Below are 15,525 nucleotides of genomic sequence, written 5' to 3' on the forward strand. Positions count from 1 at the left end.
AATAAAGATGAAAAAAGTATTCATTACCCTATTTTGTATCGGCTTTTTACCTTTTATGGTAAAAGCACAAGCGACTTATCCTTTTGGTACTATTATGAAAAGGATTTTTGACGACGCCAGTAAGTCTTTCGCTAAAGCAGATGCTTCGGCTAAAGCAACTTTAGACGCTTTACAGCCCGATGGAAGCTGGAGTGATATCAATTATCAAGCTAGAGATATCTCTAAATGGGCGCCCGTAAATCATTTGGAAAAAACACATTTATTGATACAGGCTTACGTAAATAAAGGCGGTAGTTACTATAACAATAAAGCTTTTTTAGATGCCATCATCAAAGCTTATGAATATTGGTATGCTACAGACCCAAAAAGCGATAATTGGTGGCACAATGAGATTAGCGTACCACAAAGACTTGGCGAATCTCTTATTTTACTCAAGTTTGGCGATAGCTACTTACCAGAAGAACTAGAAAAAAAGCTCTTAGAACGAATGAAAAGAGGAGTTGCCGAGGATAAAACCGGAGCTAACAAAACTGATATTGCGATGCACTATTTTTATAGAGCTTTACTTACAGAAGATAATGATTTGCTTAAATCATCCTTAGACCAGCTTTTTGAACCTGTTGTTTTAACCGAAGCAGAAGAAGGCTTACAGCATGATTATTCTTACCTACAACACGGACCGCAATTGTATATTTCTGGCTATGGTAATGTTTTTATAGGTGGTGTAACTAAAATTGCTAACTATGTAAGAGCAACACCTTATGCGTTAAGTGCAGAGAAGTTGGAGGTTTTCTCTAAGTTTTACAGACAAACCTATATTAATGCGTTTAGATCAAGGTATATAGATTTTAACGTAGAAGGGAGGGGTGTTACCAGAAAAGGAAATCTTAAGAAAACTTCTGAAAAATATCGTATCCAAACGGTAAAAGCCATAGATGCTAGTAGAGAAGAAGAGTGGGAAACCATCAGACAGCGAGTAGATAGCTTGGTAGCGCCAGATAATGAGCTTAAACCCTTTCATCAACATTATTGGAAAGGCGATTACACGCAGCATGTACGTCCTCAATACGCTGTTCATGTACGAATAGCTAGTAACCGTACCAAAAGATCAGAAAGTGGAAACAAGGAGAATTTATATGGAAGATACCTTTCTGATGGTGCAACCAATATACAAGTAAGAGGCCCAGAGTATTTTGATATTATGCCTTTATGGGAGTGGGATAAAATCCCTGGAACAACCAGTGTAGATAATCCGGAAGATGTTTTGTTAGAAAAACAATGGGGAGAATTTGCGCTAAATCCTTATGCTGGAGGTGTTTCTGATGGTATTTATGGCGCAACCGCTTATCATTTAAATTATGATGGCGTTACAGCTAAAAAGGCATGGTTTTTCTTTGAACAGGAAATTGTTTGTTTGGGTGCTGATATTCAATCGACCAGTGCTTTGCCTGTTACCACTACGCTAAACCAATCTTGGTTAAATGGTAATATTCAGCTTTCTGTAGGTAAAGCGCAAAAGAAAGATGAGTTAAATGAATACGCTTTAAGTAATAACAGTTGGGTACAGCATGATGGTATTGCTTATTATTTTCCTAGTGGAGCAAATGTGAAGCTTAGTTCTCAAAAGCAAAGCGGTACATGGCACAAAATCAATAACTCGCAGCCTAAAAATGAAGTTAGCGGAAATGTGTTTAAATTATGGATAAACCATGGTAGCAAACCACAAGCGGCTACTTATAACTATATTGTTTTACCAGCTGTAAAAGATGTGAAGGGTTTTAATCCAGAGCAGTTACAAACCATCAGCAATACGGCCAGTCAGCAAGTGGTATATCACAAAGGCTTAAAAATATTACAGGCCGTTTTACACGAGGCTACAGAAGTAAAAACTGATGAGCTCAGTATAAAAACTGATAAGCCTTGTGTTTACATGATTAAAAGTGTTAAAGGCAAAAAGACTTTATATGTTGCCGATCCTTTACAACAAGAAAAGCAAATCACATTCAACATAAGTGATATTAAGTCTGGTAAAAAAGTAGATTTAATAGTAAAAATGCCACAAAAACCCTTTGCAGGCTCAAGTAAAGAAGTTCCTTTATCTTTATAAGCTTTTTTAAATTGATAGAATAATTGATGTAATAAATTTCAATTATTCTATCATTATAGGTTAAGCCTAATAAGATTCCTCTCCAACTTTTATTTCTATCAACTCCTAAATAAGAGTACCAACTTTAAAAAATCAAGCTAATCCTAAAAATATTTTATTGAAAACCAAATTCTCAATAAAAGTTTAGTCTACTTCAATAACCTTCCTGTTACAGAGATAAGATGCTATAATTCTTAGAGAAAAACCTACAAAGAATAAGCCTTTTAATAACCTATTTTTGAAATCAATATGCTTAATAGCAATTGTTGTTAAGGTTTTTTTAAAAATCTGCAAACCTAAATTTTATATGAAGCTCATTCTCAGATTTACAGGATACACTGTTTGTATGATGTTTTCTTTGCTGTTCAACTCGGCAATTGCCAAAACAGCCAAAGAAAAAATTAATGTTGTAGTACCCGCACAAGCTAGCTCAAGGGTAATGTTTGGCGCTACACAGTTAGTGAAACAGCTTAATCAATTAGCTTATCAAGCTCAAATAGCTAAGAACAATAAGCCCAATATTAGAACAAAAAATATCATCTTAACCAACCAAAAAACAAGCGGTAAAGAAAGTTATTCGATTATTTCTGATACTAAAGGAAATATCAATTTAGCTGGTGGAGATGATTCTGGAATCTTATACGCTTTTACCACTTTAACAGAACAAGTTAAAGCACAAGGTAAATTGCCTGAAAACCTACAAATTAAAGATAAGCCAGAAATGGTTTTGCGTGGTACAGCTATAGGTTTGCAAAAGCCAGATTATCTGCCTGGTCGTGATGTTTATGAATATCCATACACACCAGAAACTTTTCCTTGGTTTTACGATAAGCAACAGTGGATAGCCTACTTAGATATGATGCTGGCCAACCGTTACAACTCTTTGTATTTATGGAACGGACATCCTTTTTCTTCTTTAGTAAAGCTAAAAGAATATCCTTACGCTTTAGAAGTTGATGAAGCTACTTTTAAAAAGAATGAAGAGATCTTTAAATTTTTAACCGAGGAGGCCGATAAGCGTGGGATTTGGGTTATTCAGATGTTTTATAACATCTTGATACCAAAACCTTTTGCAGAAAAACACGGATTAAAAACTCAGGATAGAAACCGCCCAATTATCCCAATTATTGCAGATTATACGCAGAAATCTATTGCTGCTTTTGTACAAAAATATCCTAACGTAGGTTTATTGGTTACTTTGGGCGAGGCTATGGAAGGCGTAGGGCAAGATGATATTGATTGGTTCACGAAAACCATTATCCCGGGTGTGCATGATGGTTTAAAAGCGCTAGGAAGTAAAACCGAGCCACCTATTGTATTAAGAGCACATGATAGTGATGCGCCTGCGGTTATGAAAGCAGCTTTACCATTGTATAAAAATTTATATACCATGGCTAAATACAATGGCGAGGCTTTAACAACTTATACACCACGTGGTAAATGGGCCGATTTACACCGAAGCCTTAGCAGAATAGGAACCGTACATGTTCAAAATGTACATATTTTAGCTAATCTAGAGCCTTTTAGATATGGCTCGGCAGATTTTATTCAAAAATCTGTACAGGCAATGCACCATGTTTATGAGGCTAACGCTTTGCATCTATACCCGCAAGCATCTTATTGGGATTGGCCTTATACAGCCGATAAAGCACCAAATAGATTGATGCAATTAGACCGCGATTGGATTTGGTATAAAGCCTGGGCAAGATATGCTTGGGATTCTAAAAGAGAGCGCTCAGCAGAAATTGCCTATTGGTCTAAAGAGTTAGGCGCAAAATACGGAGCAAATCAAGAAACGGGTAAACATATTTTAGATGCTTACGAAGAATCAGGAGAGATTTCCCCTAAATTATTAAGACGTTTTGGTATTACCGATGGAAATAGGCAAACCCTTACTTTGGGTATGCTTACTACGCAGTTTATCAATCCTTTCCGTTACGGAGTTTTTACTTTGATGTACGAGTCTGAAGCTCCCGAAGGCGAGATGATTATTGACTATGCCGAGAAAGAGTGGAAAAAACAAGGTCATATAGGCGAAACGCCTGTTCAAGTTGCTAAAGAAGTGGTTGAGCATGGTAGAAAAGCTATTGCCGCAATAGAAAAAGCAAAAGCTGGTGTAAAGGCAAATCAGGATGAATTTGATAGATTGCTTAACGATATGTATTGCTACGATGCTATGGCAAACTTCTATGCCGATAAAGTAACCGCAGCATTATGGATTTTGAAATTCAAATATTCTAACGATGTTAAAGATTTAGACCAAGCATTACCATTCTTAGAAAGTAGCGTTCAGCATTATCAGAAATTGGTTAAACTAACAGAAAATCATTATTTATACGCCAACAGCATGCAAACCAAGCAGCGTAAAATACCTATGCGTGGTGTTGATAAAACTTTTATCCATTGGAAAGAAGTATTACCTGTTTTTGAAACCGAATTGAAGAATTTTAAACATAGTATTGATTCTTTAAAAAGCACCAAAACAGCAAGTAATATCGCCGTTAAGGCTTATGAAAATGCAGGAGTTAAATTTCAAGACAAACAATTGTTTTATACCGTAAAAGAGCAAGCTAAGGCTTTCGCCGATGAAGATTTGAGAATAAAAGCTTTAACACCAGAGCTTGTTGGTTTAAACGCTTTACAATTATCAGCGGCAGCGCAAATAAAAAATGGTACGCAAATTACTTTTACCAATGCTAAGCCTGTAACCGTTTTGGTAGGATTTTTTAATAAAAAAGATGCTCAGTTCTCGCCAACGCCAGAGTTAGAGACTGATGCCAGTGCTAACAATTACGGACAAGCAGAAAGTAAAATTTCTAATGCCATCATCATAGAAAATTATCCGGCTATAAATGTACATGCTTATACTTTCCCTGCCGGAAAAAATACTTTAAGTTTAGCTAAAGGAAAAGCCTTAGTTTTAGGTTTTATAGATGCAAATCAAAAAATTAAAATTTTTGATGCAGGTTTAAACGGCAATGGCAGAGATATAGATTGGCTTTTTGGTTATTACGCACCAACTGATGTTAAATTGTAAACCAATGAAGAAATTACTTTATAGCTTGTTAATAATCTTATGTGCTAAAATTTCGGTTTTTGCACAGCAGGTAAACCTTGGTCAAAAATTAAATCAATACGTTAAGCAATTTAATGTTGATGATAACGAAGCGGTAAAAAATTTAGTGCCTAATGCCGATGCCTATCAATGGTTAAATGAGAATATCCCTTTATTAGATTTTCCGGATAAAGAGATAGAAGAGAAGTATTATTTCCGTTGGTGGTCTTTTAGAAAACATCTAAAACAAACACCTGATGGCTATATCTTTACCGAGTTTATAGAACCAGTAAAACATGCCGGAAAGCATCAATCTATCAGCTGTGCTTTAGGTCATCATATCTATGAGGGTAGGTGGTTAAAAAATCAAGAATACATGAAGCAATATCTTAATTTTTGGTTGTATGATGCTGATAAAGGACAATCAAAACCACGTTTCCATCAGTTTAGTAGTTGGGTAGATGATGCTGTTTTAGCGCAATACATGGTTCATCCTGATAAAGCATATCTCCAAAAGATACTACCCGCTTTAGATGCCGATTATGAAAAATGGGAGCAAGAGCGCAAGCTTAAAAACGGTATGTTTTGGCAGCATGATGTTAAAGATGGCATGGAAGAATCTGTTAGCGGAAGCAGAAAGGACGAGAATTTGCGCCCAACCATTAACAGTTATATGTATGGTAATGCAAAAGCTTTAGCTTTGTTAGCAAATGAAGTTAATAACCCAGTATTAACGCAAAAATATAGTAACAAAGCAGCTGTTTTAAAGCAATTGGTTCAGGATTCTTTATGGGATGCGAAAGATAAATTCTTTAAAACTAGAATGGCTAAAGGAGATACTTTGCATGGTGCTAGAGAAGCCATAGGTTTTATCCCTTGGTATTTTAATTTACCTGCCGATAAGAAGGAATATGCGAAGGCTTGGAGTCAGTTATTAGATACGGCTGGTTTTAAAGCTAAATGGGGCTTAACAACTGCCGAGCGTAGAGAGCCTACTTTTAGAACTCGCGGAAGCGGACATGGTTGCGAATGGGATGGTGCTATTTGGCCTTTTGCTACTTCACAAACTTTGCGTGGCTTATCCAATTTGCTGAATGATTACAGCAAAAAAGGTAAAATGAATGCATCTGTTTTTTACAACGAGTTACATAAATATGCTTGGTCTCAGCAGATGTATGGCAAGCCATATATCGGTGAATATCAGGATGAAAGTAATGGCGAGTGGTTAAAAGGAGATCATCCGAGAAGTAAATTTTATAACCACTCTACCTTTATGGATTTGGTTATTCAGGATTTAATCGGCTTAAAGCCACAGCTTGATAACTCAATTATTATTAAACCCTTAATCCCGAAAGGTAAAGCAGATTGGTTTCAACTAAGTCAGGTGCCTTATAAAGGTAAAATACTCGCCATCATTTGGGATAAAACCGGAGAGCGCTATCAAAAAGGAAAAGGTTTAATGCTTTTTGCTGATGGTAAACTTATAGCTCAATCTAAAAAGCTTCAAACTTTAAAAGTTAATTTATAAATCTTACAAATTTTCATCAACATCACATGTTAAAGATATTTAAAAGTATAAGTTTCATTTGCTGCTTAAGTCTTTGCTTAAATGCTTACTCGCAAAACTTCTACAATGTTGTAAAATATGGTGCAAAAAACGACAGTAGCAAGCTAGCCACACAAGCCATAAGCAAAGCTATAGCAGCAGCTTCAAAAGCAGGCGGTGGTACGGTTTATTTTCCTGCTGGGAAATATTTAACAGGTCCTATTCACTTAAAAAGTAATATTACCATTTTTATTGATGCTGGTGCCGAGCTTCATTTTAGCGATAATTTTGATGATTATTTGCCGATGGTGAAATCTAGATGGGAAGGCACAGAGGTTACCAATTTCTCGCCATTTTTTTACGGTTATGAATTAGAAAATATTGCCATTGTTGGCAGGGGGAAAATTGATGGGCATGGTAAAAAATGGTGGGCTTTTTCTGAAGTTCATGTAAAGAAATTAACAGAAGATTCTAAATGGCAAAAAGAGTTTAAAAGGTTAAATAAAGATGTTTTAGCTCCGGATTTACCGGGCTGGATAGAAAGAGGATTTTTACGTCCGCCTTTTATACAATTTATGTATTGCAAAAATGTACAAATTAAGGATATTACCATTGTAAACTCTCCGTTTTGGACGGTTAACCCACAATTTTGTGAAAATGTAACTGTTGATGGTGTTACGATAGAAAATCCGCCTTCACCAAATACAGATGGTATAAATCCAGAATCTTGCAATAATGTACATATTTCTAATTGCCATATTAGCGTTGGCGATGATTGTATCACGATAAAATCTGGTAAAGACCGCTCGGGTAGGAAATTAAATGTACCGGCAGAAAATTATACCATTACCAATTGTACCATGTTGCGTGGTCATGGTGGTGTGGTTATAGGTAGCGAAATGTCTGGCGGCGTTAAGAAAATTACCATTTCTAATTGTGTTTTTGATGGTACAGATAGAGGCTTACGTATTAAAACCGCTCGTGGTAGAGGTGGCGTAGTAGAAGAAATCAGGGTAGATAATATCATCATGAAAAATATCAGAGATCAAGCCATTGTTTTAGATATGCAATATGCTAAAACAGATGTAGAGCCTATTTCAGAAAGAACTCCGGCATTTAGAAATATACATTTCAGTAATATCACCGCTCAGGTAAATCAAGCTGGATATTTGAATGGTTTAGAAGAAATGCCTATAGAAAATATCAGTTTTAATGATATTAATATTGATGCAAAAAGCGGTTTTAAGATTAAAAATGCAAACCGCATTTCTTTCCATAATGTGCAAGTAAATACTAAAATGGGCTCTGCCATAGTTGCAGAAAATGTAAAAGATTTAGTTATTGATGATGTTAAATCTTACAGTCCTTTAAAAGGCGTTCCTTTAATTGATTTTATGAATGTTGAAGATGCTTTTCTTTACAATTCTTATCCTGTAAAAGGAACAGATATTTTCTTAAGATTAAAAGGCGAACAAACTAAAGATATTACCGTTAAAAACAACTTGTTAAAGCATGTTGTAACGCCAGTATTAAAAGAAAAAGAGGTTAAGATTGATGTTGTTGCTGATTAATCCATAATCTCTAAACTACATGTTTACGGCAAATTTCTGATTCATGAAAAATGTAATTCTAAAATACGGGTTTCTAATAGGCATCGCTTTAAGCAATATCACTTATGCCCAGCAAAGTCAACAACTTTGGTATAAGCAAGCTGCAGTAAAATGGACAGATGCTTTGCCTATTGGTAACGGTAGGCTAGGCGCTATGATATTTGCTGGCGTTGCAGAAGACCATATCCAATTTAACGAAGAAACATTATGGACTGGCCAACCACGTGATTATAATCGCGAAGGTGCAGCAGCTTATTTACCTAAAATAAGACAGCTTTTGGCCGATGGTAAACAAAAAGAAGCCGAGGATTTGGCTGCCCAGTATTTTATGGGCTTAAAAAGTAAAGAAGGAAATAAAGCTAGTTGGACAAAAGCTGTAAGCAGCCAAAAATCTTTTGCTGAGGTAAATTTTAACGATAGCCAATGGAAAACTTTCCCAGTTCCTACTTATGAAGGCTGGGAATCTACCGGATTAGAAGGTTTAGATGGCTCTTTATGGTTTAGAACAACTTTTACAGTACCAGAAAATCTTGTCAATAAGAAACTAGTTTTAGATTTAAACAGAATCAGAAATTACGATATAACCTATATTAACGGTAAATTAATTGGAAGCACAGAAGGGGATGGAGCTAGAAAATACAGCATACCGGCAGGTTTATTAAAAGTTGGTAAAAACACTATTGCCGTACAAGTACTCAATTATTATGATAAAGGCGGAATTGCTGGTTTTAAAGATACTTCAAAGCATATTGGCATTTATCCAGAAGGGCAAAGTATAAAAGAAGGCATTTCTTTAAATGGCAATTGGAAATATTTTGTTCAAGATGATAATCCGCCAGAAGTAGCACAATTTCAGGCAGCTTATCAGCCTTTTGGAGATATATACTTGCGTTTTAAAGGGCATGAAAAGTATCAAAACTATAAAAGGACTTTAGATTTAGAAACCGCCATTAGCACTACCAGCTATACCGTTAACGGAGTAGATTTTAAAAGAGAATATTTTGCTTCGCAGCCAGACCAAGCTGTAGTTATCAGGTTAAGCGCCAATAAAGCTAAGAGTTTAAATCTCGAGGCTGTATTGGCATCAGTACATCAAAATTTTAGCTTAAGTAAGGTTGATAACCAAACAATAGCTCTAAAAGTAAAGGTAAAACATGGCGCTTTACATGGCGAGAGTTGGTTAAAAGCAACAGTTAAAGATGGTGTTATCACTCAAAAAAATGGTAAACTTATCATCAATAATGCTAGCGAAGTGGTTTTGTATTTAGTTGCAGCTAGCAATTTCCAGAACTATGAAAATGTAGGAGGAAATCCTCAGTTGTTATGTCAACAAGCTATGCAAAAGCTTCAAACTAAATCCTTTGAGACTATTTTATTATCCCATTTAAAAGAATATCAAAGTTATTTTAAGGCATTCTCTATCACACTTGGACAACAAGATTTGAGCCATTTACCTACTGATGTAAGGATAGACAAATTTGAAGAAGGCAAAGACGCAGATTTAGCAGCACTTTACATACAATACGGAAGGTATTTATTAATTGCTAGCTCTAGACCGGGTACACAACCTGCTAACTTACAAGGTATTTGGAACGATTTACTATCGCCACCATGGGGAAGTAAATACACCACCAATATCAATGCTGAGATGAATTATTGGCCAGCAGAAGTCCTTAATTTATCGGCAACGCATCAAGCATTTTTAAAAATGGTTGAGGAATTGGCTGTTAGAGGTACAGAAACTGCACAAAAATATTATGGTGCCAGAGGCTGGGTTTTACACCATAATACAGATTTATGGCGAGGAACAGCACCTATAAACGCATCAAACCATGGTATTTGGCAAGGTGGTTCTGGCTGGGTAAGCAGTCATTTATATGAACATTATTTGTTTACACAGGATAAAGAATTTCTGAAAAACAAAGCTTATCCAATCATGAAGAGTGCGGCTCAGTTTTATGTTGATGTATTGATAAAAGATCCAAAAACGGGGTGGCTCATCAGTACACCATCAAATTCGCCAGAGAATGGGGGCTTAGTTGCTGGTCCAACTATGGATCATCAAATCATCAGAAATTTATTTAAAAGTTGTATAGCTGCCGCTGATGTTTTGGGGATTGATACAGATTTTAGAGATACCTTAAAGCAAAAATATCTGCAAATAGCACCTAACCAAATTGGTAAGCATGGGCAGTTACAAGAGTGGTTGCAAGATATAGATGATCCGCAAAATAAACACCGTCATGTTTCGCATTTATGGGCTGTGCATCCCGGAAATGAAATCAATTACGATGAAACACCAGATTTAATGAGAGCCGCTAAACAATCTTTAATTTACCGTGGCGATGAAGGTACAGGCTGGAGTTTAGCTTGGAAAATTAATTTCTGGGCTAGATTTAAGGATGCTGAGCATAGTTTCAAAATGCTTAAAATGCTCATTAAACCAGCAGAAAAAGGTGGTGGTGCTTATGTAAATTTATTTGATGCGCATCCGCCATTTCAAATTGATGGCAATTTTGGAGGTGCTGCTGGTATTGCAGAAATGTTAGTGCAAAGTCAGTTAAATTACATCGATTTATTACCTGCTTTACCAACAGCTTGGTCTAGCGGAGAAGTTAAAGGCATTTGTGCCCGTGGTGGTTTCGAGCTTAGTTTTAGCTGGGCAAATGGGAAACTTAAAGAAGTTAAGGTTTTATCTAAAGCTGGGCAACCTTGTGTACTCAAATACGGAAATGCACAAATGACTATCCATACAGAAATAGGTAGAACTTACACATTAAATCAAGATTTAAAGCCATTATAATTTTCTGATTTCTAAATCATGATAAAAAACATCCCGAAAGGTTATACATTATTTTTAATTGTCTTTTTACTGCTAATGAGCTCGGTTTTAAAAGCGCAAGAGCCTCGTATAAGCATTTCTTTAAATAGCAATTGGCGCTCAGTTGCAGATGATTATAACCCTAAGAGATATGACGGATTTGAAAATCCTGATTTTAAAGATCAGGCTTGGGAAAAAGTTCAAGTTCCGCACAATTGGGATAAATACCATGGTTATAGGCGTATGCTACACGGCAACAGACATGGTTATGCTTGGTATCGTAAAAGCTTTAAAATCAATCAACAACAAAAGAATAAGCGTTATTTTTTATATTTTGAAGGTGTAGGTTCTTATGCTACGGTTTGGTTAAATGGTAAAAAATTAGGTTACCATGCTGGCGGAAGAACAACTTTTACTTTAGACGTATCTGCAGTTATCAAACTCAATGGCGAAGAAAATATTTTGGCAGTAAGGGCAGACCACCCTGCAGAAATTCGTGATTTACCTTGGGTAGATGGTGGATGCTCAACAGAACGAGGTTTTTCTGAAGGTTCGCAGCCTATGGGGATTTTTAGGCCTGTACATTTAGTAATTACCGATGCGGTAAGAATAGAACCTTTTGGTGTGCATATCTGGAACGATAAACAAATATCAGCGAAAGCGGTAAAACTTTTCATCAATACAGAACTTAAAAATTACAGCGCTAAAAAAGAAGATGTTTTAGTGCTACAAGAATTTAAGAATCATGAGGGTAAAGTGGTTTTTACTTTACGTCAACATGTGGCTTTAGAACCTCAAGCTACTAAAATAGCCAAACAAGAAACTACTATTCAGAACCCACGGTTATGGTCTTTAGAAAATCCGTATTTGTATCAATTACAAACCAAAATCATTAGAAATAATAAAATTACCGACAAGCTAACTACACCATACGGCATCCGTTGGATTAGCTGGCCTATAGGCGAAGAAGCCCGACTTTCTAAACAGTTTTTGTTAAACGGAAAACCTGTTTTTATCAACGGAATTGCAGAATATGAGCATTTAATAGGTAATAGTCATGCTTTTAGCGATGAGCAAATACGGTCTAGAGTTTTACAAATGAAGGGGGCAGGTTTTAACGCTTTCCGCGATGCTCATCAGCCACATAACCTTTTATATCAAATCTATTGGGATAAACTGGGTATATTATCTTGGACACAAATGGCAGCGCATATTTGGTTTGATAACGAAGCTTTTAGAACCAATTTTAAAAATCTACTGAAAGATTGGGTGAAAGAACGAAGAAACAGCCCTTCGGTTGTGCTTTGGGGTTTAGAAAACGAAAGTACTTTACCCGAAGATTTTGCTAAAGAATGTTCAGCACTGATACGTTCTTTAGACCCAACAGCATCATCGCAAAGAAAAATAACCACTTGTAATGGCGGTAGCGGTACAGATTGGGATGTACCCCAAAACTGGACAGGAACTTATGGTGGCAACCCGCTACATTATGGCGAGGATTTAAAAAGACAAATTTTGGTAGGGGAGTATGGCGCATGGCGTACACTAGAAGCACATAGCGAAGGTCCGCATTTACCTAATGTGAGCGATTATAACGAAGACCGTTTTACCGAACTGATGGAAACTAAAGTAAGACTGGCAGATTCTGTAAAAAATGAAGTGGCAGGGCATTACTTCTGGTTATGGACATCGCATGATAACCCGGGTAGGGTACAAGGTGGCGAAGGTTTAAGAGAGTTAGATAGAATTGGGCCTGTAAATTATAAAGGCTTATTAACACCTTGGGAAGAGCCTTTGGATGCTTATTATATGTTTAGGTCTAATTTTGCGCCTAAAGATAAAGAGCCAATGGTTTACATTGCCTCGCATACTTGGCCACAAAGGTGGACGAGCCCTGGTGTAAAAAACAACATCAGAATATATTCAAATTGCGATGAAGTAGAACTTTTTAATGATTTAGATGCATCTTCTTTAGGCAGAAGAACGAAAAATGGTATAGGTACACATTTCCGTTGGGATGGAGTGATGATTAAGTACAATATCCTTTATGCTATTGCTTATGTTAATGGAAAAGCCGTTGCCCGGGATACCATTGTCTTGCAAAATTTACCTAAAGCACCAAATTTCAATCTTTTATATGAAGGTGCTCAAAATATAACAGCATCAGCGAAAGCTTATAATTACTTATATAGGGTAAATTGTGGTGGCCCAGATTATCAGGATGAAAACGGACAAACTTGGATAGCCGACCGTCAGTTGCAAGATAAAAACGTATGGGGTTCAACATCATGGGCATCAACTTTTGATTTGCAACCAAATTTCTTTGCCAGTCAGCGTAGAACCTTTGACCCCATAAAAGGCACAAAAGATTGGGCTCTTTTTCAGGATTTTAGGTATGGAAGAGACGAGTTAAGCTATCATTTCCCGGTGCCAGATGGTGAGTATTTATTAGAGCTTTATTTTACCGAACCTTGGTTGGGCACAGGTGGAGGAATTGATTGTACAGGTTTTAGATTGTTTGATGTTGCCGTAAATGATGAAGTTGTATTGGATGATTTAGACATCTGGAAAGAAAGTGGGCATGATGGGGCTTTAAAAAAAGCTATAAAAGTACAAGTGAAGGGAGGTGTACTAAAAATACATTTTCCAGAAGTAAAAGCAGGACAAGCTTTAATTTCTGCTATTGCGATAGCAAGTTTAAATCAGGATGTAAAAGTAGAAAATGCTTCAGTTGCTCTTATTAAAGAGTTACAAGTTAAAGGTGATGACTTAAAAGAAACTTATAGCTTAGATATTGGTCAGCACCAATTTACCCAAAGTGATGAAACTTTTGTGAGTTTACCTTCTGTACTATATGGTGCAAATTGGTTAAAAAGCTCCGGAAAAGCATTGGATGCATTAAGCTTTAAAGCTAACGCAAAACTCGATTTTTATATCGGCATAAAACAGTCATTAAGCTTACCTCAGTGGATAAAAGATTTTGAGGATACCCAAACCTTCGTAACAAATAATAAGGGAACACAATACCGTATTTATAAGAAAAAGTTAGCTCAGGACGAATGGTTTTCTATCCGTGATTTTAAACAAGAAAAAGGCATTTTTATAGCCTATATGCCAGAAAATAATCTCCAGCCAGCTTTTGATCTCAAGAAAAATACTTCTTACAAAGCCGCTCTTACCACACTGGATAAAGGTGTTGAAAAGCATCAGTTGATGAACCAAGAAAGATTGATATTTAAAGCAGATCATGCCCAAATAAAGTTTAATATTAAAGTTGGGGTTGCCGATACTTATTCTTTAACGGTAAAATATCATAATCCTTTTAAAGAGCTTAAACAAGCTACTATTAGTGTAATTGCTGCTGATGGTACTTTAATGAAAGCGGCAGAATTGTTTGATTTAGAACCAAGTAAAGAAGGTAAGTGGAGTTATTTTAACACCACTACGGGTACGATGATAAATGCCGGAACTTATCAGGTTATCATTCAAGCAAAAGACGCGATTGGTATAAGTGTAGATGCTTTAGATGTACAGTAAGCTATCCCTCATACAGGATAAGGCTACATCTAAAACACAGTCATTTTTTATATCTTTGCTATCCTTATGAAGTTTCCAAAATTTAAAGATTTAATCATTTTTGAGGATAATGATTTGATAATTGTTAACAAACCTCCATTTTTAGCGTCATTAGATGAAAGAGAAGGTGGTGATGTAAATTTATTACGATTGGCAAAGCAATACCATGCTGATGCTCAAATATGCCACCGTTTAGATAAGGAAACTTCAGGCTTAATAATCGTTGCTAAAAATCCTGAAGCTTACAGGCATATTGCTATGCAGTTTGAGCATCGTAAAGTAAAAAAAGTTTACCACGCTATTGTTGATGGAACGCATATTTTTGAAGACTTACTGATTGATTTACCTATTTTAAATGCAGGAAAAGGCAATGTAATGATTAGCAGAAGCGAGGGTAAAAAAGCCGATACTTATTTTAAATCTCTAAAATATTTCAAACATTACACGCTTATAGAAGCCAGACCAGTTACTGGTAGGATGCACCAAATTAGGATACATTTAGCTACTCAAAGAGCATCTATTACAGGCGACGATATGTATGGTGGAAAACCTGCTTTCTTATCTAAAATTAAAAGAGGCTACCGTTTAACGGATGAAGAAGAGCAGCCCATCATGAAGAGGTTTGCCTTACATGCAAAAGAATCAACCTTTACTATGCTAAATGGTGAGGAAAGAACTTTTGAAGCTCCATATCCCAAAGATTTTGCTGTTTTATTGAAATTGTTAGAGAAAAACGACGTTTAATTCTCCAAAATAAATTAGAATTCTAAA

The 15,525-nt window shown here is 36.1% G+C and carries 7 protein-coding genes; all 7 read left to right on the forward strand.

What is annotated here, in order from left to right; genetic code table 11:
- The first annotated feature begins 7 nt into the window (after positions 1-7).
- Positions 8-2,107: a chondroitinase-AC gene (gene cslA, locus H510_RS0105290; protein WP_026903358.1), complete on the forward strand. Its 2,100-nt coding sequence runs from the start codon at positions 8-10 to the stop codon at positions 2,105-2,107.
- Between the two features lie 346 nt (positions 2,108-2,453).
- On the forward strand, positions 2,454-5,183 hold the full coding sequence (locus H510_RS0105295; RefSeq protein WP_081659197.1) for an alpha-d-galacturonidase: 2,730 nt from the start codon (positions 2,454-2,456) through the stop codon (positions 5,181-5,183).
- A 4-nt stretch (positions 5,184-5,187) separates the two neighbouring features.
- The gene (locus tag H510_RS0105300) at positions 5,188-6,729 is read left to right on the forward strand and encodes an MGH1-like glycoside hydrolase domain-containing protein (protein ID WP_081659198.1); all 1,542 of its coding nucleotides are present in this window, start codon (positions 5,188-5,190) and stop codon (positions 6,727-6,729) included.
- Between the two features lie 26 nt (positions 6,730-6,755).
- Positions 6,756-8,318, forward strand: a complete 1,563-nt coding sequence (locus H510_RS0105305) for a glycoside hydrolase family 28 protein (RefSeq protein ID WP_026903361.1) — start codon at positions 6,756-6,758, stop codon at positions 8,316-8,318.
- A 43-nt stretch (positions 8,319-8,361) separates the two neighbouring features.
- Positions 8,362-11,160 carry a glycoside hydrolase family 95 protein gene (locus H510_RS0105310; protein WP_026903362.1) on the forward strand — a complete coding sequence of 933 codons (2,799 nt, stop codon included), beginning with the start codon at positions 8,362-8,364 and terminating at the stop codon, positions 11,158-11,160.
- An 18-nt stretch (positions 11,161-11,178) separates the two neighbouring features.
- Complete coding sequence (locus tag H510_RS0105315; protein ID WP_036692023.1) at positions 11,179-14,715, forward strand: malectin domain-containing carbohydrate-binding protein; 3,537 nt, start codon at positions 11,179-11,181, stop codon at positions 14,713-14,715.
- A gap of 66 nt (positions 14,716-14,781) precedes the next feature.
- Entirely contained in the window at positions 14,782-15,498 is a 717-nt protein-coding gene (locus H510_RS0105320; protein WP_026903364.1) for an RluA family pseudouridine synthase, read from the forward strand.
- The last annotated feature ends 27 nt before the right edge of the window (positions 15,499-15,525 follow it).

Origin of the sequence: Pedobacter glucosidilyticus DSM 23534 (assembly GCF_000425145.1) — a bacterium.
Taxonomy (GTDB): Bacteria; Bacteroidota; Bacteroidia; order Sphingobacteriales; family Sphingobacteriaceae; genus Pseudopedobacter; species Pseudopedobacter glucosidilyticus.

What these genes read in the sequence shown, in the direction of transcription:
- H510_RS0105310 (WP_026903362.1), top strand. Translation starts at nt 8,362, where the DNA reads ATGAAAAATGTAATTCTAAAATACGGGTTTCTAATAGGCATCGCTTTA.
- H510_RS0105320 (WP_026903364.1), top strand. Translation starts at nt 14,782, where the DNA reads ATGAAGTTTCCAAAATTTAAAGATTTAATCATTTTTGAGGATAATGAT.
- cslA (WP_026903358.1), top strand. Translation starts at nt 8, where the DNA reads ATGAAAAAAGTATTCATTACCCTATTTTGTATCGGCTTTTTACCTTTT.
- H510_RS0105315 (WP_036692023.1), top strand. Translation starts at nt 11,179, where the DNA reads ATGATAAAAAACATCCCGAAAGGTTATACATTATTTTTAATTGTCTTT.
- H510_RS0105305 (WP_026903361.1), top strand. Translation starts at nt 6,756, where the DNA reads ATGTTAAAGATATTTAAAAGTATAAGTTTCATTTGCTGCTTAAGTCTT.
- H510_RS0105300 (WP_081659198.1), top strand. Translation starts at nt 5,188, where the DNA reads ATGAAGAAATTACTTTATAGCTTGTTAATAATCTTATGTGCTAAAATT.
- H510_RS0105295 (WP_081659197.1), top strand. Translation starts at nt 2,454, where the DNA reads ATGAAGCTCATTCTCAGATTTACAGGATACACTGTTTGTATGATGTTT.